Source organism: Microbacterium sp. 22242, from assembly GCF_052045495.1.
Taxonomy (GTDB): domain Bacteria; phylum Actinomycetota; class Actinomycetes; order Actinomycetales; family Microbacteriaceae; genus Microbacterium.
The window spans coordinates 61828-87421 of record NZ_JBQEOZ010000014.1 but is presented as its reverse complement, the minus strand read 5'-3'; the positions used below and the strand labels follow the sequence as shown (position 1 = coordinate 87421).

At 71.1% G+C, this 25594-nt stretch carries 23 protein-coding genes; 16 read left to right on the top strand and 7 right to left on the bottom strand.

Features of this window, described 5'->3' with window-relative positions; translation table 11 throughout:
- The first annotated feature begins 50 nt into the window (after nucleotides 1–50).
- The 3 genes from ACTJJZ_RS14585 to ACTJJZ_RS14575 all read left to right on the top strand — a co-directional run bounded on the left by ACTJJZ_RS14585 (nucleotide 51) and on the right by ACTJJZ_RS14575 (nucleotide 5023).
- Nucleotides 51–2348, top strand: coding sequence for a heavy metal translocating P-type ATPase (locus tag ACTJJZ_RS14585; RefSeq protein WP_440721909.1), 2298 nt, complete (start codon nucleotides 51–53; stop codon nucleotides 2346–2348).
- A gap of 220 nt (nucleotides 2349–2568) precedes the next feature.
- Entirely contained in the window at nucleotides 2569–4044 is a 1476-nt protein-coding gene (locus ACTJJZ_RS14580) for an MATE family efflux transporter (protein ID WP_440721908.1), read from the top strand.
- Nucleotides 4045–4117: 73 nt separating this feature from the next.
- The gene (locus ACTJJZ_RS14575; protein ID WP_440721907.1) at nucleotides 4118–5023 is read left to right on the top strand and encodes a VOC family protein; all 906 of its coding nucleotides are present in this window, start codon (nucleotides 4118–4120) and stop codon (nucleotides 5021–5023) included.
- A gap of 249 nt (nucleotides 5024–5272) precedes the next feature.
- On the opposite strand, the gene ACTJJZ_RS14570 is transcribed toward ACTJJZ_RS14575, so the two are convergent.
- From ACTJJZ_RS14570 to ACTJJZ_RS14555, 4 genes are all read right to left on the bottom strand, one after another.
- A complete protein-coding gene (locus ACTJJZ_RS14570) occupies nucleotides 5273–5728 on the bottom strand; it encodes a hypothetical protein (protein ID WP_440721906.1) in 456 nt (151 codons plus the stop codon).
- A 155-nt stretch (nucleotides 5729–5883) separates the two neighbouring features.
- Nucleotides 5884–7626 carry an AMP-binding protein gene (locus ACTJJZ_RS14565; protein WP_440721905.1) on the bottom strand — a complete coding sequence of 581 codons (1743 nt, stop codon included), beginning with the start codon at nucleotides 7624–7626 and terminating at the stop codon, nucleotides 5884–5886.
- 262 nt (nucleotides 7627–7888) lie between these two features.
- The gene (locus ACTJJZ_RS14560; protein WP_440721904.1) at nucleotides 7889–8182 is read right to left on the bottom strand and encodes a hypothetical protein; all 294 of its coding nucleotides are present in this window, start codon (nucleotides 8180–8182) and stop codon (nucleotides 7889–7891) included.
- Between the two features lie 17 nt (nucleotides 8183–8199).
- The gene (locus tag ACTJJZ_RS14555; protein WP_440721903.1) at nucleotides 8200–8628 is read right to left on the bottom strand and encodes an Hsp20/alpha crystallin family protein; all 429 of its coding nucleotides are present in this window, start codon (nucleotides 8626–8628) and stop codon (nucleotides 8200–8202) included.
- 226 nt (nucleotides 8629–8854) lie between these two features.
- Between ACTJJZ_RS14555 and manA the strand changes: the two genes are divergently transcribed.
- The 5 genes from manA to ACTJJZ_RS14530 all read left to right on the top strand — a co-directional run bounded on the left by manA (nucleotide 8855) and on the right by ACTJJZ_RS14530 (nucleotide 13775).
- On the top strand, nucleotides 8855–10003 hold the full coding sequence (manA, locus tag ACTJJZ_RS14550) for a mannose-6-phosphate isomerase, class I (RefSeq protein ID WP_440721902.1): 1149 nt from the start codon (nucleotides 8855–8857) through the stop codon (nucleotides 10001–10003).
- A gap of 112 nt (nucleotides 10004–10115) precedes the next feature.
- Nucleotides 10116–11126: a DMT family transporter gene (locus ACTJJZ_RS14545; RefSeq protein WP_440721901.1), complete on the top strand. Its 1011-nt coding sequence runs from the start codon at nucleotides 10116–10118 to the stop codon at nucleotides 11124–11126.
- A gap of 32 nt (nucleotides 11127–11158) precedes the next feature.
- Nucleotides 11159–11890: an acyl-CoA synthetase gene (locus ACTJJZ_RS14540; RefSeq protein WP_440721900.1), complete on the top strand. Its 732-nt coding sequence runs from the start codon at nucleotides 11159–11161 to the stop codon at nucleotides 11888–11890.
- Complete coding sequence (locus ACTJJZ_RS14535) at nucleotides 11887–12261, top strand: hypothetical protein (protein ID WP_440721899.1); 375 nt, start codon at nucleotides 11887–11889, stop codon at nucleotides 12259–12261. The genes ACTJJZ_RS14540 and ACTJJZ_RS14535 overlap by 4 nt, the downstream gene beginning before the upstream one ends.
- Nucleotides 12262–12395: 134 nt before the next feature.
- Nucleotides 12396–13775: an MFS transporter gene (locus ACTJJZ_RS14530; RefSeq protein ID WP_440721919.1), complete on the top strand. Its 1380-nt coding sequence runs from the start codon at nucleotides 12396–12398 to the stop codon at nucleotides 13773–13775.
- Between the two features lie 252 nt (nucleotides 13776–14027).
- Here ACTJJZ_RS14530 and purB read toward each other — a convergent pair whose 3' ends face one another.
- Both purB and ACTJJZ_RS14520 read right to left on the bottom strand, forming a co-directional pair.
- Complete coding sequence (gene purB, locus ACTJJZ_RS14525; protein WP_440721898.1) at nucleotides 14028–15386, bottom strand: adenylosuccinate lyase; 1359 nt, start codon at nucleotides 15384–15386, stop codon at nucleotides 14028–14030.
- Nucleotides 15387–15448: 62 nt separating this feature from the next.
- Nucleotides 15449–15967, bottom strand: coding sequence for a low molecular weight protein-tyrosine-phosphatase (locus ACTJJZ_RS14520; protein WP_440721897.1), 519 nt, complete (start codon nucleotides 15965–15967; stop codon nucleotides 15449–15451).
- Between the two features lie 113 nt (nucleotides 15968–16080).
- Here ACTJJZ_RS14520 and ACTJJZ_RS14515 point away from each other — a divergent pair, with 113 nt between their 5' ends.
- On the top strand, nucleotides 16081–16326 hold the full coding sequence (locus ACTJJZ_RS14515) for a hypothetical protein (protein ID WP_440721896.1): 246 nt from the start codon (nucleotides 16081–16083) through the stop codon (nucleotides 16324–16326).
- 5 nt (nucleotides 16327–16331) lie between these two features.
- Entirely contained in the window at nucleotides 16332–17735 is a 1404-nt protein-coding gene (locus ACTJJZ_RS14510; protein ID WP_440721895.1) for a hypothetical protein, read from the top strand.
- A 4-nt stretch (nucleotides 17736–17739) separates the two neighbouring features.
- Here the strand turns inward: ACTJJZ_RS14510 and ACTJJZ_RS14505 are convergent, their stop codons facing one another.
- Nucleotides 17740–18147 (bottom strand): phage holin family protein, encoded by a 408-nt coding sequence (locus tag ACTJJZ_RS14505; protein ID WP_440721894.1) that lies wholly within the window; start codon nucleotides 18145–18147, stop codon nucleotides 17740–17742.
- Nucleotides 18148–18208: 61 nt separating this feature from the next.
- Here ACTJJZ_RS14505 and ACTJJZ_RS14500 point away from each other — a divergent pair, with 61 nt between their 5' ends.
- The 6 genes from ACTJJZ_RS14500 to ACTJJZ_RS14475 all read left to right on the top strand — a co-directional run bounded on the left by ACTJJZ_RS14500 (nucleotide 18209) and on the right by ACTJJZ_RS14475 (nucleotide 25568).
- The gene (locus ACTJJZ_RS14500; RefSeq protein ID WP_440721893.1) at nucleotides 18209–19279 is read left to right on the top strand and encodes a histidinol-phosphate transaminase; all 1071 of its coding nucleotides are present in this window, start codon (nucleotides 18209–18211) and stop codon (nucleotides 19277–19279) included.
- Nucleotides 19280–19325: 46 nt separating this feature from the next.
- A complete protein-coding gene (ggt, locus tag ACTJJZ_RS14495; RefSeq protein ID WP_440721892.1) occupies nucleotides 19326–21182 on the top strand; it encodes a gamma-glutamyltransferase in 1857 nt (618 codons plus the stop codon).
- A gap of 235 nt (nucleotides 21183–21417) precedes the next feature.
- On the top strand, nucleotides 21418–22557 hold the full coding sequence (locus ACTJJZ_RS14490; RefSeq protein ID WP_440721891.1) for a thiamine pyrophosphate-dependent enzyme: 1140 nt from the start codon (nucleotides 21418–21420) through the stop codon (nucleotides 22555–22557).
- Nucleotides 22557–23585, top strand: a complete 1029-nt coding sequence (locus ACTJJZ_RS14485) for an alpha-ketoacid dehydrogenase subunit beta (RefSeq protein ID WP_440721890.1) — start codon at nucleotides 22557–22559, stop codon at nucleotides 23583–23585. Before ACTJJZ_RS14490 ends, ACTJJZ_RS14485 begins: the two co-directional genes overlap by 1 nt.
- A 123-nt stretch (nucleotides 23586–23708) precedes the next feature.
- Nucleotides 23709–25052, top strand: a complete 1344-nt coding sequence (locus ACTJJZ_RS14480; RefSeq protein ID WP_440721889.1) for a dihydrolipoamide acetyltransferase family protein — start codon at nucleotides 23709–23711, stop codon at nucleotides 25050–25052.
- Between the two features lie 63 nt (nucleotides 25053–25115).
- A complete protein-coding gene (locus ACTJJZ_RS14475) occupies nucleotides 25116–25568 on the top strand; it encodes an NUDIX hydrolase (protein WP_440721888.1) in 453 nt (150 codons plus the stop codon).
- Nucleotides 25569–25594: the final 26 nt, after the last annotated feature.

Genomic DNA, 25594 nt, shown 5'->3' with positions numbered 1-25594 from the left:
CCGCTCGGCCACCGCCACAGCCCGGCATGACCTTGGAAGGAGAGGCGCTCATGGACGCGAACAGCGTGGAACTCGAGATCGGCGGGATGACCTGCGCCTCCTGCGCGAACCGCATCGAGAAGACCCTGAACCGGCTCGACGGGGTCACCGCGACGGTGAACTACGCGACGGAGAAGGCGAAGGTCGCCCTGCCGGAGGGCTTCGACCCGGCGGTGCTCATCGCCCGGGTCGAGGACATCGGCTATTCGGCCGCGCTGCCGACGCCGCCGATCGCGGACGGTCGCGACGGCGCCGGTCCGGGGGACGCTCCCGGAGACCCGGCGACGGAAGACCCCGAGCTGCGGTCGCTGCGCACCCGCCTGATCGTCAGCACGATCCTCACCGTCCCGGTCGTCGCGATGGCGATGATCCCCGCCCTGCAGTTCACGTACTGGCAGTGGGCGTCGCTCGCGCTCGCGGCGCCGGTGATCGTGTGGGGCGCGTGGCCGTTCCACCGCGCCGCGTGGCTGAACCTGCGCCATGGCGCCGCGACCATGGACACGCTCATCTCGCTGGGCACGCTGGCCGCGTTCGGGTGGTCGCTGTATGCGCTGTTCCTCGGCACCGCGGGCATGCCCGGCATGCGGCACGAGTTCTCGTTCGCGCTGGCCCGCTCGGACGGCGCCGCGAACATCTACCTCGAGGTCGGCGCCGGCGTGACCGTGTTCATCCTCGCCGGGCGGTTCTTCGAGAAGCGCTCCAAGCGTCAGGCAGGGGCGGCGCTGCGCGCGCTGCTCGAACTCGGTGCGAAGGACGTCGCGGTGCTGCGGGACGGATCCGAGGTGCGGATCCCGATCGGGCAGCTCGCGACCGGCGACGAGTTCGTGGTGCGGCCGGGGGAGAAGATCGCCACCGACGGCGTCGTGGTCTCCGGATCCAGCGCGGTCGACGCCTCGATGCTCACCGGCGAATCGGTGCCGGTCGAGGTCGGCCACGGCGACGCCGTCGCCGGGGCGACCGTCAACGCGGGCGGGCGCCTGGTGGTCCGCGCGACGCGCGTCGGATCCGACACGCAGCTCGCGCAGATGGCGCGCCTCGTCGAGGACGCGCAGACCGGAAAGGCCGAGGTGCAGCGCCTCGCGGACCGCATCTCCGGGGTGTTCGTGCCGATCGTGATCGCCGTCGCGGTCGTCACGCTGGCCGCCTGGCTGCTCGTCGGCGCTCCCGCCACGGCGGCCTTCACCGCCGCGGTCGCGGTGCTCGTGATCGCGTGCCCGTGTGCCCTGGGCCTGGCGACTCCGACGGCGCTGCTGGTCGGCACCGGGCGCGGCGCGCAGCTCGGGATCCTGATCAAGGGACCGGAGGTACTGGAGTCCACCCGCCGCGTCGACACGATCGTGCTCGACAAGACCGGCACGGTCACCAGCGGGCGGATGACGCTCGTCGACGTGATCGCGGAGGACGGCACGGATCCGGCAGAGCTGCTGCGCCTCGCGGGGGCCGTCGAGCACGCCTCGGAGCACCCGATCGCGCAGGCCATCGCCCGTGCGGCCCAGACGGCGGCGGCCGGCGCCGGCACGGGCGCAGCAGACGGCCGGTCCTCGGATCAGGCGCCTGTCGGGCCGTCGGTCGAGTCCTTCCAGAACCTCGAGGGCCGCGGCGTGCAGGGCGTCGTCGAGGGGCGCGCCGTGATCGTCGGGCGCGCGGCGCTGCTCGCCGACTGGGCGCAGCACCTGAGCCCCCGGGTGGCCGCAGCCAAGGCCGACGCCGAGGCCGGCGGCAAGACCGTGGTCGCCGTCGGCTGGGACGGATCCGCGCGCGGGATCCTGGTGGTCGCCGACACGGTCAAGCCCACGAGCGCCGAGGCCATCGCCGAGCTCAAGCGGCTCGGCCTCACCCCGATCCTGCTCACCGGCGACAACGAGGCGGTCGCCCGCCGGATCGCCGCCGAGGTCGGGATCGACCGGGTCTCGGCCGAGGTGCTGCCCGAGGGCAAGGTCGACGTCGTCAGGCGGCTGCAGGCCGAGGGCCGCGTCGTCGCGATGGTCGGCGACGGCGTGAACGATGCGCCGGCGCTCGCCGCCGCGGACCTGGGCATGGCGATGGGCACGGGGACCGATGTCGCGATCGAGGCGAGCGACATCACGCTCGTGCGCGGCGATCTGCGCACAGCCGCCGACGCGATCCGGCTCTCCCGTCGCACGCTCGGCACCATCAAGGGCAACCTGTTCTGGGCGTTCGCCTACAACGTCGCGGCGATCCCGATCGCCGCTCTGGGCCTGCTGAACCCGATGCTCGCCGGTGCCGCCATGGCCTTCTCCAGCGTGTTCGTCGTCGGCAACAGCCTGCGGCTGCGCCGGTTCCGCTGACTCCACCGACCGCAACGACGAGCCGGCGAGCCGTGCCGGCCGCCGGCTCGTCGCGTGGGCGACGGGTGGAGGACGGCTCAGGATCCGGTCGCGAGAACGCCATTCGCTCAGGATTCCCGTTCCTTTCACCGAATCGATTCGATACCATAGGAGACGGCTCGCCGTGACCGATCACGGCGAGCTTTGCTTTCGTCCCCCGCCCCCGCTCGAAGAGTCCCCCATGGCCACGTCCCTCACCACCGGCCGCCCCTGGCGCGTCATCCTCGCGTTCGCCGTCCCCCTGCTGATCGGCAACGTCGTGCAGCAGCTGTACCAGTTCGCCGACGCGATCGTCGTCGGGCGCCATCTCGGCGTCGACTCGCTCGCCGCCGTCGGCGCGACCGGCAGCCTGATCTTCCTGCTGATCGGCTTCGCCTGGGGCCTGAGCAGCGGATTCGCGATCCCCACCGCGCAGGCGTTCGGCGCGGGCGATCACGCAGCCGTGCGGCGCTCGGTCGCGACCGGCACGCTGCTCACCGCGGCGACCAGCATCGTCATCTCGGTCGGTGCGCCGCTCGTGACCGAGCCGCTGCTCGCGCTGCTGCAGACCCCGAAGATCCTGATGCCGGAGGCGACGATCTTCACCCAGGTCACCTTCATCGGGGGCAGCACGGTGATGTTCTTCAACTACCTGTCCGCCGTGATCCGTGCGATCGGGGACTCGCGCACGCCGCTGGTCTTCCTCACCGTCTCGTGCGCGCTGAACATCGTGCTGGTGATCCTCATGGTGGGCGTCTTCGACTGGGGCGTCGCCGGAGCCGCGCTCGCGACCGTGGTCGCGCAGGGCGTATCGGTGGCGCTGTGCCTCATCTACGTGTGGCGCCGAGTGCCGGTGCTGCACGTGCACCGCGCGGACTGGCGGGTCACCCGCGCCGATCTCGCCGGTCACCTGCGCCTCGGCCTGCCGATGGGCTTCCAGGCGTCGATCATCGCGATCGGCACGCTCACCGTCCAGGTCGCCCTCAACACGCTCGGCGCCGAGGCCGTCGCCGCCTACACGACCGCCTCGCGAGTGGACAGCCTCGCCGTGGCCTTCCTCGCCTCGATCGGGCTCGCGTCCTCGATGTACACCGCGCAGAACCTGGGCGGCCGCCGGCCCGACCGGATCCGCCGCGGGGTCGCCGAGGCGATCTGGATGGCCGTCATCACCGCGGTCGTTCTCGGCACGCTGCTCGTGCTGTTCGGATCCTTCATGGTCCGGATCTTCATCGGATCCGGGTCCGACGAGGTCGTCCGCCTCGCTGCACTCATGCTGCTGATCAACGGCGTGAGCTACACCGCGCTGGCCGTGCTGTTCGTGCTGCGCGGGGTGCTGCAGGGCCTCGGGCGCACGCTGATCCCGACGGTGACCGGCGTGATCGAGCTTGTCATGCGCGTCTCCGCCGCGGTCGTGCTCGGCGCCCTCATCGGCTACCCGGGCGTGGTGCTCAGCAACCCGCTGGCCTGGCTCGGCGCGGTCGTCCTGCTCGTCCCGGCGTACCGCGCCGCGCACCGCGAGCTGGCGCTGATGCCGGTCGATCCTGCCGAGGTCACCCCGACCACCGCGATCCCGGTGATCGGTCCCACCGACGGCTCGATGGTCGTCGACGGCGTCATCACCGCGCCGGTGCCGGTCCTCAAGGCGAGGAACCTGCCGCGGATCCGGATCCGGCGCTGACCCTTGCGCCTCGGTCCCGCCATCCAGCACGCTGGAGGCCGGGGGAGCCACCGCCACGCCAGGGAGCACCGTCATGTCGCAGCGCATCACCCCGAACATCTGGTGCGATCGGAACGCGGAGGAGGTCGGGGCGTTCTACGCCTCCGTGTTCGACGACACCACCTCGCGGGTGACCGGGCGATACCCGGACGCCGGCCTGGCGGATTTCCCGCACGAGTTCGCCGGCCAGGCGGTGAGCGTCGACGTGGACATCGCGGGCTTCCGGATCACCCTCATCAACGCCGGATCGGACTTCGCGCCGAACCCGTCGATCTCGTTCCTCGTGAACGTGGATCCGCGCCGGTTCGACGGCGACGAGCGCACCGCCCGCGATTGGATCAACCGCACCTGGACCCGCCTCGGTGAGGAGGGCATGATCCTGATGGACATCGGCGAGTACCCCTACAGCGGCCTGTACGGCTGGGTCGAGGACAAGTTCGGGGTCAGCTGGCAGCTGAAGCTGATGGATCCGGAGGCACCGCCGGCGGCGCACATCGTGCCGATGCTGACGTTCGGCGGCGAGATGCGGAACAAGGCGCGCGAGGCGCTCGCGCTCTACACCGCGCTCCTGCCGGAATCGGCCGTCGACCGGGTCGCCGAGCACGAGGTCACGGTGATCCCGGACGTCGACGAGCCGGTCACCTATGCCGACTTCCGTCTCGCCGGCCAGCCGTTCGCCGCCATCGATTCGCCCGTCGACCAGGATTTCTCGTTCACACCCGGGCTGTCGTTGCAGGTCGACTGCGAGGGACAGGAGGACATCGACCGGCTCTGGGACGCCCTCAGCGCGGTGCCCGCGGCCGAGCAGTGCGGCTGGCTGACCGACCGCTTCGGCGTGAGTTGGCAGATCGTGCCGTCGAACATGGCCGAGCTGATGCAGCGGCCGCAGGCCTTCGAGCACATGATGCAGATGAAGAAGCTGGTGATCGCGGACTTCTGAGTCGGGCGCCGCGGGTCGCTGGGGCGCCGGATCCCACCCTCCCCGCTTGGTCACCGCATCGTCGCGGGCACCCACGTGAGAGTCTTCCGAGTCCGCCGCGCGCGGACCAGGGCGAATGCGGTGCCAACGAGCGATCCGATGAGGACGCTCCCATCGAGGTCAACCCGATTCCGCACTTGAGACACTGATCTGCTTCCTTGCGGCACTCGAACTCGAGCCGAGCCCAGCCATGGAGTCGGCCGACCGTCGTCACCAAGACTCGGGAATCTCCCCGTCTGAGCTCTCAACGACACCCTGGATCGGACTCAGTGCCTGCCATACGTTGTTCACCTTGGTGAGGAAGAACACGGCACTCTTGTATCCGCGCGCTTTCTTGAAGGGATCGATGCTCGACTCGCTATACGGCGAGGTGCACGACTCCGGGGGCGAGACGATGTTCACTTCCGTGGTGCCGCTGCCTTTGAGCCACGCATCAACCCGAACTGTCCACACGTTCGCGGACGTGCCGAACAGAGGAACGCTGCCGTTCTTGCCCGTCACCTGCCCCGCGATCACCGCATCAGCCTGATCCGCAGCGTCGGCGGGTGTCGCATACGAGGCCCACGACGGGCACGCGGCTCCCGCTGAGCATCCCACGAGAGCGCTGGCGGCAAGCAGTACGGGGCCCAGAATCGAAGCCTGTCGAGCAACCCGCCGAATCGCCATGATTCGAGTATCCACGACCACCGTGAACGACAAGATGCGCCCGGGTGCTCTTGCTCGTGCATCTTGCGATCGCGGATCCGCTGTATCTCGGGCGTGCGAACCGCCGGTCGCTGGGTCCGGGTCTTCCCGCCGTCCGGCCCGAATGGCGGAAGGGCTCAGCGGTGGTCGCGGTCGTGGTGCTGACGCGCCTCGTCGCCCGACGCGATCCGCTCCGCCTCGCGGGCACGCAGGTCGACGCGACGGATCTTGCCCGAGATCGTCTTCGGCAGCTCGGGGACGAACTCGATGATGCGCACCCACTGGTGCGCCGAGAGCTTGCCGCGCGCGTGGGCGAAGATCGATCCCGCGGTCGCTTCGAGGTCCTCGTGCGCGGCGGCGGTCAAGCACACGTAGGCCTTCGGCACCGCGAGCCGGGTCGCATCGGGGCTCGGCACGACCGCCGCCTCGACCACGTCCGGATGCTCGAGCAGCACCGACTCGAGCTCGAACGGCGAGATCTTGTAGTCCGAGGCCTTGAAGACGTCGTCCGCGCGGCCCACATAGGTCAGATAGCCCTCGGAGTCGCGCGTGGCGATGTCGCCGGTGTGGTGGAATCCGCCCACGCGCGACCGCGCGGTCGCCTCCGGATCCCCGTAGTAGCCCGCCATCAGCCCGAGCGGCCGGCCGGCCAGGTCGAGGCAGATCTCGCCCTCCGCGACGCCGTCGGCATCGCCGTCGAGGCGCTCGCCGCTGACCGGATCCACGAGCACGACCGGATAGCCGGGCAGCGGACGGCCCATGGATCCGTCCTTCACGACCTGCCCAGGGGAGTTCCCGACGCAGCAGGTCATCTCGGTCTGCCCGAAGCCGTCGCGGATCGTGCCGCCCCACGCGTCGCGCACCCGTCCGATGACCTCGGGGTTCAGCGGCTCGCCGGCGCCGACGAGCTCGCGCGGCGGATGCGGCAGGCGGCCGAGATCCGCCTGGATCAGCATGCGCCACACGGTCGGCGGAGCGCAGAACGTGGAGACGTGATGCTGCTCCATGACGTCCATCAGGGTGTTCGCGTCGAACCGCTCGTAGTTGTAGACGAACACGGTCGCCTCAGCGAGGAACGGGGAGTAGAAGCTCGACCAGGCGTGCTTGGCCCACCCGGGGGAGGAGATGTTGAGGTGCACGTCGCCCTCGCGCACGCCGAGCCACCACATCGTGGAGAGGTGCCCGACCGGGTAGGAGACGTGCGTGTGCTGCACGAGCTTCGGCCGGCTGGTCGTGCCCGAGGTGAAATACAGCAGGCTCGTGTCGGTCGCGGGGGTGGGGCCGTCGGGTTCGAATTCGTCGGAGCCCGCGACGGAGTCGGAGAAGTCGTGCCAGCCGGCCGGGGCGGCATCGCCGGTGTCGACGACGGCGACCCGCAGGATCCGATCCGGCAACTCGGCGACGCGATCCGCGAGCGACGCCAGGGTGACGACCGCGTGCGCCTCACCCTTCTCCGCGCGGTAGGCGATGTCGGACGGCGAGAGCAGGGTGGAGGTGGGGATCGCGACCGCGCCGAGCTTCGTCAGGGCGAGCATGGTCTCCCACAGGTCGATCGTGTTGCCGAGCATCACGATCACGTGGTCGCCGCGGCGGATCCCGAGGCCGCGCAGCCAGTTCGCGACCTGATCGGAGCGCCGCGACAACTCGCCGTACGTCCAGCTGCGGCTGCTGAGGTCGGCCGACACGATCTGCACCGCCGGCCGATCCGGGTTCTCCGCCGCGACCACGTCGAACCACTCCAGCGCGAAGTTGAACTCGCGCAGCTCGGGCCAGCGGAACGTGCTGCGGGCGCCCGCGTAGTCGACAGCGTGCGCGTGCATCAGGTCGCGGGCGGCGCGGATCGCCGTGGTCGCGGCGGTGGCGGGGCGGGGCTGGGTCATCGTCGATCTCCTGGGTCCCTGACGGCGTGATCCCTGCGGCCGTGGCGGGCCCCCAGGGCGATGGGTCCCCTTCATCTTGGTCCGGTTCGACCGGTTCCGCGAGCCGCCGATCGCCGGTGCGGCGAGGAGGGCAGCCGCCCGGCCCGCCTTCCAGACGCGCGGGCTGCGCGTGGGTGATGCGCGAGCGCGCACACCTCGAGAATGCGAACGGGCGGGCGGGGCGGCTGTCACCGTCGCCGTGCGAGCAGGTGTCGCCGACGGTTCACGGACCCTCCGGGGGTGAGCGGGCGAACACCAGGCGCGTTCCGGCCGGGACGCGCCGGCCGGCGTCCGCAGGGGCGCGGTTCGACGAGGGCCGCTGACCGCCGCGGGCGCGGCGGCGGACCTGGTCGGTGCCGGACGAGGCGCGACGGCACGGCGGCAGGATGGACCACTCCTCGGCGACGATCGCGTCGAACTCGGCCCGCATCAGCGCGTCGTCGGCGCAGATGAGGTCGATGAACCGCTCGTCGAGGCGCGGATCCGTCCTGCTGCCGGAGGCGGATGAGATCGTCATGACTGCTCCCGATCGGCTCAGGCGTCGATGGCGAGGCTCTCCGCCTTGCTCGAGATCGCGACCTTGCGCGGCTTCGCGGCCTCGGCGACGGGGATCTGCAGGGAGAGCACGCCGTCGTCGTAGTTCGCGCTGATCTTCCCGGTGTCGAGGTTGTCGCCCAGCACGAGCTGCCGGCTGAAGACGCCGCGCGGCCGCTCTGCGGCGACCATGCCGGCGTCGCTCGCCCGGATCGATCTCTCGGCCTTGACCGTCACGACGTTCCGTTCGACGTCCAGGTCGATCGAGTCGCGGTCCACGCCGGGCAGGTCGAACTCGACGTGGAAGACGTCGCCGTCCCGCCAGGCGTCCATCGGCATCACCGACGGTCGTGCCAGGGTTCCGTCCGCTCCGAAGATCTGCTGGGTGAGTCGATCCAGCTCACGGAACGGATCAGTGCGCATCAGCATCGTGACCACCTCCATGACCTCAGTTGAAGATGCTTCCGGGGCATGGATCCCACTCAGGATCTATGCCCTGCGCTGTAGATTTGTTATAACACCGACGCTAGGTCGATGCAAGAGAAAAGTTGCCGATCGGGAGCGGCGGCCTCACCGGAGACGCGGAGGCCCGGCTGGGTCGGCGGATGGCCTACGCTGGCGAGCGTTCCCCTGTCGTCCCACTGATCGGAGAAGCATGTCCCAGCCCCTGTTCGTCGAGATCGGCAACGATCCGCGGGACTACGCCTGGGGACGCGTCGACGGCGTCGCCGGCGTGCTCGGCACGGAGGGATCCGGCGGTCCGGAGGCGGAGCTGTGGCTCGGTGCCCATCCCGGGTCCCCGACCCGTGCGGTCGCGGGCGAGCCGTGGGGGACCCTCGTGGACTGGGAGCGCGAGAGCGGCGAACGCCTGCCGTTCCTGCTCAAGATCCTCGTCGCCGGCTCGCCGCTGTCGCTGCAGGCGCACCCCACTCCGGCGCAGGCCGCAGCGGGCTTCGCGGACGAGAATGCGCGCGGCGTCCCGCTCGACGCCGCGCACCGCAACTACAAGGACCCGTACGCCAAGCCCGAGCTGATCGTCGCGCTCGAGGACGGCTTCGAGGCGCTGTGCGGGTTCCGCCCGGTCGCCGAGACGATCGCCGACGTCGACGTGCTCGCCGAACGCGCCGGATCCGGCGCTCTGGCGCCGTGGCGCGCCGTGCTCTCCGGCCAGGACGGGCTGCGCGAGGGCTTCTCGTGGCTGCTCGCGGGCGGGCCGCAGGTCGCAGCGACCGTGCAGACCCTCGTCGCCGCCGCCGAGGGCGACGACCGCTTCGAGCTCATCACCCGGCTCGCCGCCGCGTACCCGGGCGACCCCGGCATCGCGGTGGCGCTGATGCTGCGCCACGTGACGCTCGCGGCCGGCGAGTCGCTGTGGCTGCCGGCGGGCAACATCCACGCCTATCTGCGCGGTGCGGGCGTCGAGCTCATGGGCCCGAGCGACAACGTGCTGCGCGGCGGCCTCACCCCGAAGCACGTCGACGTCGCCGAGCTCGAGCGGGTGCTCACCTTCACGGCGAGCGAGGACGACCATCTCGTGCCGGTCGAGCTCGGCGACGCCGTGCGCAGCTACCGTCCGCGCATCCACGCGTCGGGCGCCGGCGTCCCGTTCGAGCTGCTGGCCGTCACCGGCGACGCCGAGGTCGCGCTCGCCGGAGCGTCCATCGCGATCGCGACCGACGGATCCTTCACGCTCGTCGCCGAGGGATCCTCCGCTCCCGTCCCGCGCGGCGCCGCGGTGTTCGTGTCGCGCGCCGCGACCGTGCAGATCACCGGATCCGGCCGCCTCTGGATCGCCACCGCCTGACGTCAGCGGCGCTGGCCGGATGCAGAGCTGGCGCTGCGCAGTCGACGGGCCGGATCCGCACTCCGCCGCGGCCCGTGCGGAGAACCACCCGCGCGCCCCGTAACGTATTACCGTGAATCCGCCTTCTCGCCGTGTGATCGGGCTGACCCGGCAGGAGTGGGCCCTCGTCGCGATCACCGGCGTCTGGGGCTGCACGTTCCTCGTCGTGCACACCGCGATGCAGCACTCCGGGCCGTGGTTCTTCGTCGGGCTGCGGTTCCTCGCGGCCGGACTGTTCGCGGCGGCGATCTTCTGGCGTTCGCTGCGGGGGATCGGCTGGCGCGAGATCGGCGCCGGCGCGGCCATCGGCGCCGCGATCTACGGCGGCTACGGGCTGCAGACGGCGGGCCTGCAGACGATCGACTCCAGCACCAGCGCGTTCATGACCGCGTTCTACGTGCCCCTCGTGCCGCTGCTGCAGTGGCTCGTGCTGCGCAAGGCGCCGCGGGCGCTCACGCTGACCGGCGCCGCCCTGGCGTTCGTCGGCCTGCTGCTCGTCTCGGGCATCGGCGCTCGCGGCGTGCATCTCGGCGAAGGCGAGCTCTTCACGCTCGTGAGCACGCTGCCGATCGCGGGCGAGATCATCCTGATCAGCCTGTTCGGCGGGCGCTTCGACGTCGGACGGCTCACGGTCGTCCAGCTGCTCGCCGCGTCGCTGCTCGGCTTCGCGACGATGCCCGTCGTCGGCGAGCCCATCCCGGCGTTCGACCCGGTCTGGCTGATCACGGGCATCGCGATGGGCCTGGCCAGCGGGCTGATCCAGCTCACGATGAACTGGGCGCAGCGCTCGGTGTCCGCCACGCGCGCCACGATCATCTACACCGGTGAGCCGGTGTGGGCGGGCGTCGTCGGCCGGATCGCGGGGGAGCGCATCCCGCCGCTCGCGATCCTCGGCGCGGCGCTCATCGTCGCGGGCACTCTGCTCAGCGAGCTGCAGCCGCGCCGCCGCGACGGCGGCACCGCGGAGGATCCGCAGCCGGCGGAGATGCCGGCGGAGATGCCGGCGGAGGCGCCGACGGAAACGGCGGCGGAGGAGCCGGGGGAGCCGCGGCCGCCGAGCGGGCGCCTAGGATCCCCCGCGTAGACTGGAAAGGTCCGCCCGACCGAGGATCCGTCATGCCCGCCACCCGCACGTTCCCGCTGCGCCATGTGCAGCTCGCGCGCGCCGTCTTCGCGGCGGTCGCGGCACTGATGATCACCTTCTCGGCCGACCATTCCGCCGCGGTCGGGCTCGCGGTGTTCAGCGGCTTCGCCCTGGTCAGCGGCCTGATCTTCGCGCTCGCCGCCTGGCTCTCCGCGCCCTCGGGGCAACGGTGGCCGTACGTGCTGCTGGCGGTCGCCGCCGGTCTCACCGGCATGGCGGCGGGGGTGCCCGCGTGGCGCACGACGCCGCTGTTCTTCGTCGCGGTCATCGCCTGGGGAGTGCTCACGGGCGTGATCGAGCTCGTCGCCGGGCTCCGCGCCCGGCGAGCGATCCGCACCTCCGACGCGGATGGGCCAGCGGCGCCCGAAGGGGCACGGGACGCGATCCTGATCGGATCGCTCGGCCTGCTGCTCGCGGTCGCGCTGCTGTGCGTGCCGACCACCTACGCCCTCAACTACACGATCGCCCAGGCCGGATCGTTCACCCTGACCGGCATCACCCTCGCCGTGGGGATCTTCGGCGCCTATGCCGCGATCGTCGCGGTGTTCCTGGGGATCGCCGGGCTGTCCCCGCGCCCCTCCGGCGCCGCGGCAGACCTCGGCGACCCGGCCTCCGGATCCGCGGCGAGGCCCTCGGCCGGTTCGGGGACCACCACCGCCGGAGCCGTCACGACGACCCCGGCCGAGAACGAAGGATCCGCATGACCGAGAAGACCCGGCGCCGCGACCTGATGCGTCCCATGCAGCTCGTCGGGCTGTCCCTGCTCTGCGGCGTGTTCGCCGGCGTGGTCACGCTCATCGCGACCGGAGCCTTCACGCAGGACGTCATGCAGAGCGTCGCGAACGGCACCTACCGGGCGATTCCGCCGTGGAACCTCGCGTTCATCGTCACCGGCGGCATCTTCATCGCCGCCCTGCTGATCCTGTCGATCCTGATCCTCGCCGTCGACCCGGCCGACTTCGCGAAGCCGCACGACCGGCCCGTGCTGTACGACGAGCCGGACGGCACCGGGGCGACGGGCCAGGAAGGCACTCCCGGCGCCGCCGACGAGGGCCCCGGGCGCGCCGCGTCCTGAGCCCGGAGCGGGCGACACGCGCGTCCTCCGGGAATAGCCCGAGCCGCCGGGGCCTTGACCCCAGGGTGAGCAACACGATCGATCGACGCGCCGTGGGTTTCCGGTCCGAGCGTGGACCGGTGCTGCTCTCGATCATGCTGACCACCGGCCTGATCGCGATGGACGCCACGATCCTCGCGACCGCGGTTCCGAGCGTCGTCCGCGACCTCGGCAGCTATCAGCAGTTCCCGTGGCTGTTCTCGATCTACCTGCTCGCGCAGGCGGTGAGCGTGCCGATCTACTCGAAGCTCGCCGACACGGTGGGACGCAAGCCGATCCTGCTGTTCGGGATCGCGCTGTTCCTGCTCGGTTCGATCCTGTGCGGTCTCGCGTGGAGCATGACGTCGCTGATCCTGTTCCGGCTGGTGCAGGGTCTCGGCGCCGGCGCGGTCGCGCCCATGGGCATGACGATCGTGGGCGACGTCTACTCGGTCGCCGAGCGCGCCGTGGTGCAGGGCTACATCGCGAGCGTGTGGGCCGTGTCCTCGGTCGTCGGCCCCGCGCTGGGCGGGGTGTTCGCGCAGTTCGACGCGTGGCGGCTGATCTTCTTCATCAACATCCCGCTCTGCATCGTCGCCGCGTGGATGCTCATGCGGCACTTCCACGAGGACGCCGCGCGGCGCAGGCACCGGATCGACTACCCCGGCGCAGTGCTGCTCACAGTCGCGCTGACCGGACTGATCCTGGGCGTGCTCGAAGGCGGCAACGCCTGGGCCTGGCTTTCGGTGCCGAGCGTGATCTGCTTCGTCGTGGGGGCCCTCGCGCTGCTCGCGTTCGTGCTCGTGGAGCTCAGGGCCGCCGAGCCCATCGTGGATCCGCGGCTCATCTCCCGCCGGCTCATCCTGACCACCACGCTCGCGTCGTTCGCGATCGGAGCACTGCTGACCGGGATCACGAGCTTCGCGCCCGCCTATCTGGAGGGCTCGATCGGCGTGCTCCCGCTGCTGTCCGGTCTCGCGGTGGCCGCGCTCACGCTGGGCTGGCCGCTCTCCGCCGCCAACGCCGGGCGGCTGTATCTGCGGCACGGGTTCCGCTTCACGGCCCTGATCGGCGCGTCGATCGCGACCGTCGGCGCGATCGGGCTCGCGCTGGTGGGCCCATATCCGAACGCGTTCGTGCTGGCCGGCGTGGCGTTCGTCGTCGGCTTCGGACTGGGCTGGACGGCGGCGCCCACCCTGATCGTCGCCCAGGCGTCGGTAGGCTGGGGCGAGCGCGGCGCGGTGACCGGCATGAACACGTTCGCGCGGTCGGCGGGCGCGGCGGTCGGGGTGGCCGTGTACGGTGCCATCTCGAACGCGATCATCGCGCAGGGCGGCGGGGCGCAGGATCCGGCGACGGTCGTGCACGCGTCGACCTGGGTGTTCATCGCGGCGGCCGCCACGGCGGCGCTCATCCTCTTCGCGGTCTTCGCGATGCCGAAGGATCGCGCGGGCGCGCACACCGCGGCACCGGAACCGGTGCCGGCCGAGGCCTGAGCCCGGCCGAGGCCGACGCTCGGGGCGGTCCCAGGTTGTCGTGGCCCGGACCGGCCCGTCGTGGCCCGGGTCGTCGTGGCCCGAACTGCGCGGGCCGTCGTGGCCCGGACCACCGGGAGATGGAAAACGCTCCTTCCCGCGGCGCCGCGGCGTCGATTTCCATCTCCACCGATCCAATGCGCGGCCGGGAGATGGAAAACGCTCCTGCGGACACTGTCGCAGGAGCGTTTTCCATCCCGGAGGGTGCGGGGCCTACTTCGCGAGCGTCTCCGCCAGCCCCACGTAGGTCGCCGGCGTGAGCGCGAGCAGGCGCTGCTTGGCCTCGTCGCCGATCTCCAGCCCCTGCACGAACTCGGCCAGCTCGGCCGCGCCCACGCGATGACCGCGGGTGAGCTCCTTCAGCAGCGCGTACGGATCCTGGATGGTGGAGCGGCCGGCGACCACCTCGGCGCGGACCACCGTCTGGATGGCCTCGCCGAGCACCTCCCAGTTCACGTCGAGGTCGGCGAGCAGCACGTCCCTCGCGAGCAGGATCTCGTTCAGCCCGCGGCGCAGGTTGTCCAGCGCGAGCAGCGAGTGCCCGAACGCGACGCCGATGTTGCGCTGCGTGGTGGAGTCGGTGAGATCGCGCTGCAGGCGCGAGGTGACCAGCGTCTGCGACAGCGAGTTCAGCAGCGCACCGGACAGCTCCAGGTTCGCCTCGGCGTTCTCGAACCGGATCGGGTTGATCTTGTGCGGCATGGTCGAGGATCCGGTCGCACCGGCGACGGGGATCTGCGTGAAGTAGCCGAGCGAGATGTAGGTCCAGATGTCGGTCGCGAGGTTGTGCAGGATCCCGCCCGCGTGCCGGACGTGGTCGTACAGCTCGACCTGCCAGTCGTGCGACTCGATCTGCGTGGTGAGGATGTTGAAGTCGATCCCCAGGCCCTCGATGTATTCGCGGGCCAGTCCCGGCCAGTCCACGGACGGCTCGGCGGCGAGGTGCGCCGACCAGGTGCCGGTCGCGCCGGAGAACTTCGCGAGGTACTCGGATCCCTCGATCCGCTTCACGACCCGCTCGAGGCGCCACGCGAACACCGCGAGCTCCTTGCCCATCGTGGACGGGGTGGCGGGCTGGCCGTGCGTGCGGGACAGCATCGCGGCGTCGGCGTGCTCGGTCGCGAGCTCGCGGAGCTTGGCGATCACGTCCTGCAGGGCGGGCAGCCACACCCGCTCGACGGCGCGCTTGACGGTGAGCGCGTAGGAGGCGGAGTTGATGTCCTCGCTCGTGCAGGCGAAGTGCGTCAGCTCGGCGATCGCGTCGAGGCCGAGGGCGGAGAGGCGGTCGCGGACCAGATACTCGACGGCCTTCACGTCGTGGCGGGTCACCGCCTCCTTCTCGGCGAGCCAGTCGATCTCGGCCTGGCCGAAGTCGCGGTACAGGCCGCGCAGGCGCTCCTTGTCGTCTTCGGCGAGCGGCGCCGTGCCGAACAGCGAGCGGTCGGTGAGGGCGATCAGCCACTCCACCTCGACCTCGACGCGGGCGCGGTTCAGGCCCGCCTCGGAGAGGTAGTCGGCGAGCGGGGCGACGGCGGCGCGGTAGCGGCCGTCGAGGGGGCTGAGCGGCTGCACCGGGAGAGAGGAGCGGGCCGAGGGCTGAGCAGTCAGGGGAGACCTCCTGATGGGGGCACGCGTCAGAGTCGGGGTGCCGATGGCCGGATGGCGGGTTCGAGCTGACGGAACAGGCCGTGGCTCGCGCTCTCGATCATACCGAGCACCTCGTCGAACATCCGGGCGTCGGCGTAGTAGGGGTCGGGGACGTCGAGCACGGTGGGGTTGTGCTCGAAGGAGAGCAGCAGGGTGACCTTGCCCTCCTCCGACTCGTCGCGCGCCCACTGCCGCAGGATCCGCTCGTGCGAGCGGTCCAAGGCCACGACCAGGTCGCTCGCCGCGAACGACTCGTAGGTGAACTGGCGGGCCCGGTGCCGGGTTCCGTCGTAGCCGCGGCGGGCCAGCGCCTCGATCGTGCGGGTGTCGGCCTGCTCCCCGACGTGCCAGTCGCCGGTGCCCGCGCTCGTCGACACGATCCGGTCGCCGAGCCCCTGCTTGTCCGCGATGTCGCGGAACACCACCTCGGCCATGGGAGACCGGCAGATGTTCCCCGTGCACACGAAGATCACGCGGAACGGATCCGACTCGGCCATGGGTCCCATTCTGCCGCACGGCCGTGTCCGGATCCCCCTCCACATCCGGCCGGAAGCCGCGGGATCGCCCGGGTTGCGTGCGCCAGGCCCCGCCCTCGGACGCGGGTCGGCAGGGTGGTGACATGCTCACCATCGCACCCGACACCGCACAGGGATCCTGGCTGCGCGCCGAGGCGCTGCTCCGCTGCGACAGCGCGCGCGAACGCATCGAGCGCACGATCGTCGACCTGCGGGCGATCGACGACGGCTGCGGGTGGCGGGCGAAGGCCGTCGATCTGCTGCGGGCGGAGCTCGAACGGCGCCGGGAGGAGCTCCTCATCGCGCTGGACCGGGTGGGTTCCATCGAAGCCGCCCTGCGGGAGGGATGAGCGCCGTGGGCGACGACGTCGAGATCACGCACGGCGGCATCATCGCCGTCGATCCCGACGACCTGCGCGTGATCGGCAACCGGATCCTGTACGCCTCCGTCGCGGTGGAGCTGGCCGAGCAAGAGCTGCTCGCGATCCCGGACATCGTGGCGCCGACGACGGTCGGCCCGCTGCCGTGCCTGTGGGCGGGGACGGCGCAGTTGCGCACCGCGGGAGAGGGGCTCGCCGCGCTTGCGAGCACGATCGGCACCCTGGCCGACGTGTACGAGCTGGCCGAGCTGCGCGCGCAGCAGCACCTGCTCCGCGGCTCGGATCGGCAGCTGGAGCAGGCCTGTCAGCTCCGTATCGACGAGCTGCTGCGGAACGACGTGACGCTCCCGGCGGTCGAGGCCGCGCTGCGGCGGGAGTGGGAGAGCCGCCGGGTCGACGGCTTCCTCCCCGAGCCGGACGTCGCGCCGCCGACGCCGGGCGATCTCGCACTGTCCGCGCTGACGGCGTCAAGTCCGGCGCTGTACGGGATGCTGATGACCGCCGGGATCGAGGCCACGGGGCTCACCGCCTACGGCCGCGACCTGATGCTGCTGCTGGCGTCGAAGCGCGGCGTGGTCCCGGCGACACCGCTCGCGCCCACGCCGGGGACGGCGGTCGTGCGGGAGTCCGGCACCGCGACCACCGCACCGGGACTGCGGCCGGGCGACGTCCTCGTGACGCGCAGCGCTCGGCCGACGCCGGTCAGCAGCGCTCCCGCGTCGCTCACGGAAGCGGTGTCGCGGGTCCCGTACGGCAGGACGCCGCAGGTGCGCGTCGAGACGTACGAGCTGAGCGACGGATCGAAGCGTTTCGTGGCGTACGTCGACGGCACGCGCCCGGCGGGCGGGGACGCGGAGCCGTGGGACATGGGCTCGAACATCGACCACGCCGAATCCGACTCGTACAAGGCCACCGTCGCCGCGCTCAAGGACGCGGGGGCGGACGCGACCACGCCCGTCGACCTCGTCGGCTACTCGCAGGGCGGCATGGTCACGGATCTGATCGCGCAGTCCGGCGAGTTCGACGTGCAGGGCGTGTTCACCGTCGGGTCCCCGATCGAACCGGAGCTGTCCGGCGACGTGCTCGACGTCGCGGTGCGCCACACGGACGACGTCGTGGCCGGGCTCGCGGGCGGTGGCAGCGCGGACGGCACCGGCTCGCCGGACAGCCTCGTCATCACGCGCTCCGCCGTGCCGGGGCACGGGATCGACCCCGGGATGCCGGCGCATCAGCTCAGCGCGTACCAGGAGACCGTGCGCCAGGCGGAGCAGTCCGGCGACCCTCGCATGGGCGCGATCCGCGCGCATTTCGCCGTGCTCGACGGGGCCACCGGGACCTCCCGCGACTACACCGCGACGACGGTGCTGTCCGATGGGTGAGCGGTCAGCGGTCGCGGTCGCGGCGCCGGCGCTGCGGGCGCAGGATCGCGTTGAAGATCGCGTTGATGATCGCGATGATCAGGGCGGCCAGGATCGTCCAGCCGAAGCCGCCGACGTGCAGGCCCCAGCCCCAGAAGCCCGTGATCCAGGCGGTGATCCAGAGCAGGAAGCCGTTGATCACGAGAGAGATCAGGCCCAGCGTGATGATGTACAGCGGAATCGCCACGATCCGCACCACGGTCCCGATGATCGTGTTGACGATCGCGAACAGGGCGCCGAGTGCGATCAGGGTGACGATGAGCGGGATCTGCCCGCCCGGCGGGTACGGGGTGACCCTGACCTCGAGGACCGTGATCAGGCTCACCACCCAGATGGCGAAGGCGTTCACGACGACACGGATCAGGAACCTCATGATCCCGATTCTCGCACCGCGGGCCGGGAATGGGCGGGGAATCCGGTCCTAGACTCGACGCGTGAGCGATCCGATCCTGCCCCGCATCCGTCCCGAGATCGCCGCCCTGCCGCCTTACCGTCAGGGCAAGCAGGCCGGCGCCGACGCGTTCAAGCTGTCCAGCAATGAGAACCCGTTCGATCCGCTGCCGCAGGTGGTGGCGGCGCTCGCCGACGCGACCCCGATGAACCGATACCCCGACGCGACCGCGCGGGCGCTGCGCGAGCGGCTCGGCGAGCGCTACGGCGTCTCGCCCGACGCCGTGCACGTCGCGTCGGGCAGCGTGGCGATCCTCTACCAGCTCGTGCAGGCGGCCGCGACGGTCGGCGACGAGGTGGTCTACGCGTGGCGCTCCTTCGAGGCGTACCCCGGGCTGCCGCTGGTGGCCGGAGCCACCGGCGTGCAGGTACCCCTCACCACGGGTGCGCGGCACGACCTCGCCGCGATGGCGGCGGCGGTCACCGACCGCACGCGCGTGATCATCGTGTGCACCCCGAACAACCCGACCGGCCCGATCGTCACGAGCGCCGAGTTCGCCGCCTTCGTGGCCGCCGTGCCGCAGGACGTGCTGATCGTGCTCGACGAGGCCTACGCCGAGTTCGTGACCGCCTCCGACGCGGTCGACGGGCTCGCGGAGCGGATCTTCGAGGCGCACCCGAACGTCGTCGTGCTGCGCACCTTCTCCAAGGCCTACGGGCTCGCGGGCCTCCGCGTGGGCTACGCGATCGGCCACCCGCGGGTGCTCGACGCCGCCCGCAGCACCGCCGTGCCGTTGTCCGTGACGGGCGCCGCCGAGCGCGCCGCGATCGCGAGCCTGGATGCCGAGGACGAGCTCCGCGCCCGCGTCGCCGAGATCGTGGCGCGGCGCACCGCGCTCGTCGACGGCCTCCGAGGCCGGGGCTGGGATGTGCCGGACGCGCAGGGCAACTTCGTCTGGCTGCCCACGGGCGATGCGACGGTCGACGTGGCCTCGGCGTTCGAGAATGCGGGCCTGATCGTGCGTGCGTTCCCCGGGGACGGGATCCGCATCTCGGTCGGCGAGCAGGAGTCTCTGCAGCGCGTGCTCGACGTCGCCGCAGCGCAGCGCGGCTGAACGGGTCGGTTGTCGGCGCCTCCCATCGCGTGATAGGACCGAGCGCATGGATGACTCGACGAAGAGAAATCATGTGAAGCGGGTGCGCACGCGCGCTGCGGCGGTGGTCGGAGCGCTGACCCTGTCGCTGACGGCGGTGGCCGCCGTCGCTCCTCCGGCGCAGGCGGATCCCAGGCCCACGGAGAAGACTCCGACGGCCACGGGCTACGGCGGCGCGGTCAGCACCGTGGACCCGGAGGCGTCGGCGGCGGCCATCGAGGTGCTGCGCAAGGGCGGCACGGCGGCGGACGCGGCAGTGGCCGCGGCGGCGACGCTGGGCGTCACCGAGCCGTACAGCGCCGGCATCGGCGGCGGCGGATACTTCGTCTACTACGACGCGAAATCCCGTACGGTCAGCACCATCGACGGACGTGAGACCGCACCCGCCGGCATCACGCACGACGCGTTCATCGATCCGGCCACCGGCAACCCCTACCAGTTCACCCCGGAGCTGGTGACCAGCGGCGTCTCCGTGGGCGTCCCGGGAACGGCAGCCACCTGGCAGCGGGCCTTGGAGCGCTGGGGCACGCTGAGCCTGGGCGAGGCGCTGAAGCCGGCCATCACCGTGGCCGACCGCGGCTTCGTGGTGGATGACACGTTCCGCCAGCAGACCCTGGACAACAAGCGGCGCTTCGCGGCGTTCACCTCCACCAGCAAGCTGTACCTGCCGGGTGGGGACGCCCCCGCGGTGGGCAGCGTGTTCCAGAACCACGACCTCGCCGCGACCTACCGACTGCTCGCCAAGGATGGCACCAAGGCCTTCTACACCGGGCCGCTGGCGCAGGAGATCGCGCAGACCGTGCAGGCGCCGCCGAAGTCGCCCGACACCACCCTGCCGGTGCCGGTCGGCTCGATGACGGCGGCGGATCTGGCCGGGTACTCCGTGGTGGATCAGGATCCCACGCACGTGAACTACCGCGGGCTGGACGTCTACGGCATGGCGCCGTCCAGCAGCGGCGGCACCACGGTGGGCGAGGCGCTGAACATCCTGCAGAACTATCGGCTGTCTGGAATGGACAGCACGCAGGCGCTGCACCACTACTTCGAGGCGAGTTCGCTGGCCTTCGCCGACCGCGGCAAGTACGTGGGCGATCCGGCGTTCGTCGACGTTCCGACGGCGGCGCTGACCGATCCGCTGTTCGGCGCGGAGCGCGCGTGCCTGATCGACCCCGCGCACGCGCTGCCCACGCCGGTCGCCCCGGGAGACGTGACCGCGTACGACGGCGTGTGCCCTGGCGCCACGGCGCCGGCGGCGTCCGAGCGGGACACGGAGAACATCTCGACGACCAACCTGACGGTGTCCGACCGGTGGGGGAACGTGGCCGAGTACACGCTGACGATCGAGCAGACGGGCGGGTCCGGCATGGTCGTGCCGGGGCGCGGGTTCCTCCTGAACAACGAGCTGACCGACTTCTCCGCGGTCTGGAACGCCACGGACCCGAACCGGATCGAGGCGGGCAAGCGGCCGCGTTCCTCCATGTCGCCGACCATCATCCTGCAGGACGGCAAGCCGTTCCTGGCCCTCGGCTCGCCCGGCGGATCCACGATCATCACCACCGTGCTGCAGACGATCCTGAACCGGGTGGACCTGGGCATGGACGTCTCCCAGGCGATCGCCGCGCCGAGGGCGGCGCCGCGCAACGGGACCAGCGTGGTGGCGGAGCCGGCCTTCATCGACCAGTACGGCGCCGGTCTCACGGCCCTGGGGCACACCCTGGTGCCGTCCGGTGACTCGTTCACGTCGGCGGCCGAGATCGGCGCCGCCACGGCCATCGAGTTCCGGCCGGACGGCAGCACCGTCGCGGCGGCCGAGCCCGTGCGGCGAGGCGGGGGCTCGGCGATGGTGGTGTCCACCACGCCGTAGCCTCCGCTCCTGAGGCGCGACAGCACTGCTCCTGGTCACGTCGGGGCAGTCGACGAACGGACCCGCCCATTGCGAGGACTCCCACGCAAAAAGCTAGGGGGACCTGGCATAAATACGTGGGACGCCTGGATATCCGCCGCAGCGCATGCGTCGGTGGGGAAGTTCCTAGGACGTCCGGGATCGTTTGTGCGCACCCTCCACTCCGGAGCCGCAGACCTCGGTTAGCGTAGACAACGTGACCGCCGATTCCGCCACCGTCCGCGTCCTCGACGCCGAGGGAGCCTTCGCCCCGAGTCCCGCCGCCGAGGAGTACCTCCCGATCATCGAGGCGCTGCCCGACAGCGACCTCGGGCAGCTCTACCGCGACATGGTCGTGATCCGCGCCATCGATGCGCAGGCGACCAACCTGCAGCGTCAGGGCCAGCTCGCGCTGTGGCCGCCGAGCCGCGGCCAGGAGGCCGCGCAGGTCGGATCCGCCCGCGCCTCGCGCCCGCAGGACACGATCTTCCCCTCCTACCGCGAGCACGCGGTCACCCGCATTCGCGGCGTCGACCCGGTGGACATCATCAAGCTCATGCGCGGCACCTCGAACAGTGGCTGGGACCCCTCCGACCCGAAGAACGGCAAGACCCGCATCTACACGCTCGTGCTCGGCTCGCAGACGCTGCACGCCACCGGCGTCGCGATGGGCCTGGTCTTCGACGGCAGGTGCGGCACCGGCGACGTGGACCGCGACGAGGCCGTCATGGTCTACTACGGCGACGGTGCCTCCAGCCAGGGCGACGTGCACGAGGCGATGGTGTTCGCCGCGAGCTATCAGACCCCCGAGGTGTTCTTCCTGCAGAACAACCACTGGGCCATCTCGGTGCCGGTCTCGACCCAGTCGCGCGTGCCGCTCGTGCAGCGCGGTGCCGGCTACGGCATCCCGTCCGTCCGCGTCGACGGCAACGACGTGCTCGCCAGCTACGCCGTCACCCGCCGTGCGCTCGACGAGGCCCGTGGCGGCGACGGCCCTCGGGCGATCGAGGCGGTGACCTACCGGATGGGGGCGCACACGACGAGCGACGACCCGACCAAGTACCGCGGCGGCGACGAGGAGCAGGACTGGGCGCGGCGCGATCCGATCGCCCGGATGCGTGCGTTCCTGGAGAACCGCGGCGCGGGCGGATCCGTCTTCGCCGAGGCCGAGGCCGAGGCCGCGGATGCCGCCGAGGATCTGCGGGTGCGCACCCTGCAGCTCACCGCACCGGGCCACGAGGCCATCTTCGATTACGTGTACAGCGAGCCGCATCCGCTGATGGCCGAGCAGAAGGCCTGGCAGGCGCAGTACGAGGCGTCGTTCGGCGGAGCAGCCGCGACAGGGGAGGGGCACTGATGACCACGGTTGAGACCGCCAATGGCGCAGCGACCGAGTCCGCCGCGACGCGCATCGAGACGATGCCGTTCAGCAAGGCGCTGAACGCGGGGCTGCGCAAGGCGATGGAGGACGATCCCCGCGTGCTGCTGATGGGCGAGGACATCGGCAAGCTCGGCGGTGTGTTCCGCGTCACCGAGCACCTGCAGCGCGACTTCGGGGAACGGCGCGTGCTGGACACGCCGCTCGCCGAGTCGGGCATCGTGGGCACCGCGATCGGCCTCGCGATGGGCGGGTTCCGGCCGGTCATCGAGATCCAGTTCGACGGCTTCGTGTTCCCCGCCTTCGACCAGATCACCACCCAGCTCGCCAAGCTGACCGCGCGGCACGAGGGCAGGCTCTCGATGCCGATCGTGATCCGGATCCCGTACGGCGGCCACATCGGCGCCGTCGAGCACCATCAGGAGAGCCCGGAGACGTACTTCGCGCACACCCCGGGGCTGCGGGTGGTCTCGCCGTCGACGCCGAACGACGCGTACTGGATGATCCAGGAGGCGATCGCGTCGGACGATCCGGTGATCTTCCTCGAGCCGAAGAGCCGCTACTGGGCCAAGGGCGAGGTCGACCTCGCCGCCCCCGCCGTGCCGCTGCACGCCTCGCGGATCGTGCGCCGCGGATCCGACGTCACCCTGGTCGGGCACGGCGCGATGGTGTCGACGCTGCTGCAGGCGGCCGCCCTCGCCGAGGCCGAGGGGACGAGCTGCGAGGTGATCGACCTGCGTTCGCTGTCGCCGGTCGACTACGGCCCGATCCTGGACTCGGTGCGCTCGACCGGGCGCATGGTCTACGCGCAGGAGGCCCCGGGCTTCGTGAGCGTGGGCAGCGAGGTCGCTGCGACCGTGATGGAGCGAGCGTTCTACGCCCTGGAGGCGCCCGTGCTGCGGGTGTCCGGCTACGACACCCCGTTCCCGCCCGCGAAGCTCGAGGGCGCCTACCTCCCGGATCCGGACCGGATCCTCGAGGCCGTCGATCGGTCCCTGGCGTACTGACCGTCCCATGGGGTGCCGAACTCAGTCGATGCGGCCGATTCTCACCCGCGCACCGCGAATCCACACGATACTGACTGAGTTCGGCACACACCGACCGCGGGACTTCCGCCGAAAGGAACTCCGATGAGCACCCAGACCTTCACCCTCCCGGACGTCGGCGAGGGCCTCACCGAGGCCGAGATCGTCACCTGGAAGGTCGCACCCGGCGACGCGGTCGCCGTCAACGACGTGATCTGCGAGATCGAGACCGCCAAGTCGCTCGTCGAGCTGCCCTCGCCGCACGCCGGCACGGTCGGCGAGCTGCTCGTGCCCGAGGGCAGGACCGTCGACGTCGGCACCCCCATCATCACGTTCCTGACGGGTTCGCCCGAACCCGCGCCCGCTCCGGCGCCGTCCGCCCCGCCCGCCGGAGACGAGGGATCCGGATCCGTCCTGGTCGGATACGGATCCGGCACCGAGGCGACCTCGCGCCGCCGCCGGCCCGCCGAGCGGCCGGTGCGCTCCTCGGTCGGCGTGATCGCGAAGCCGCCGATCCGCAAGCTCGCGCGCGACCTCGGCGTCGATCTCGCCCAGGTCGCCCCCAGCGGCGCGGACGGCGAGGTCACCCGGGACGACGTCCTCAAGCATGCCGAGCAGGCGAGCGTGTTCCGCAACATCCAGACCCCGGAATGGGGCGACGTGCGCGAGGAGACCGTGCCGGCGCCGCACACCGCTCCCGTCGGCCTCGCTCGCGGGATCTCGCCGGCCCGCCCCGGCGCCGACGAGAGCCGCACCGAGTCCATCCCGGTCAAGGGCGTGCGCAAGGCGACCTCCTCCGCGATGGTGCAGAGCGCCTACTCCGCGCCGCACGTGACGGTGTGGAAGGAGATCGACGCGAGCCGGACCATGGAGCTGGTCAAGCGACTCAAGGCCTCGCCCGACTTCGCCGACATCAAGGTCTCGCCGCTGCTGATCATGGCGCGCGCCGTGATCTGGGCAGTGCGCCGCACGCCCATGGTCAACGCCGCCTGGATCGACACCGCGGACGGCGCCGAGATCGCCGTGCGGCACTACGTGAACCTCGGCATCGCCGCGGCCACGCCGCGCGGCCTGCTCGTGCCGAACATCAAGGACGCTCAGGACCTGGGCCTCAAGGACCTGGCCCGCGCCCTGAACCGGCTCACGACGACCGCGCGCGAGGGCAAGTCCACGCCGGCCGACCAGCAGGGCGGCACGATCACGATCACGAACATCGGCGTGTTCGGGATGGACGCGGGCACCCCGATCATCAATCCGGGCGAGGCCGGCATCGTGGCGATGGGCACGATCAGCCAGAAGCCGTGGGTGGTGGACGGCGAGGTGCGTCCGCGCTGGGTGACCACGGTCGCCGGATCCTTCGATCACCGCGTGGTGGACGGGGACGGCATGAGCCGCTTCATCGCGGACGTCGCCGCCGTGCTCGAGGAGCCCGCGCTGCTCGTCGACTGACACATTGCAGGGACAGCGGACATCGTGCTCCGAGACGCAGACCAGAAGGTCAAACACTTCACGGTGACCGGCTACACAGTCACCTCTGACCGCAGCCACCTCCTGATGGTCTTCCATCGGAAACTTCAACGCTGGCTGCCGCCTGGCGGGCATGTCGACGACAACGAGTTCCCCTCGGCCGCCGTCCTGCGTGAGGTCTATGAGGAGACCGGAGTCCACGCATCACACCGACGGGAGGAGAGTCTCGATCTTGCGCTCGAGGGCGTGATCGACGTCCAACTGCCAACACCTCTGACGATGAGCGCTCAGCTCATCCCGGCGACGGCCGAGGACCCCGAACACATCCACATCGACATGATGTACGAGCTCGTCGGCGATCGCACGCCGGCTCTCTCGACGGCCGAACGCGAAGTAGCAGGCGCACGCTGGTTCGCGCGGGCCGAAGTGCTCAGCGAGCCCCGCACGTTCGACGCGGTCCGGGCATTCGCACGCGAAAGGCTCCGCCAGGTCGACTGACGTGGTCAGAGCGGCCATACACCATC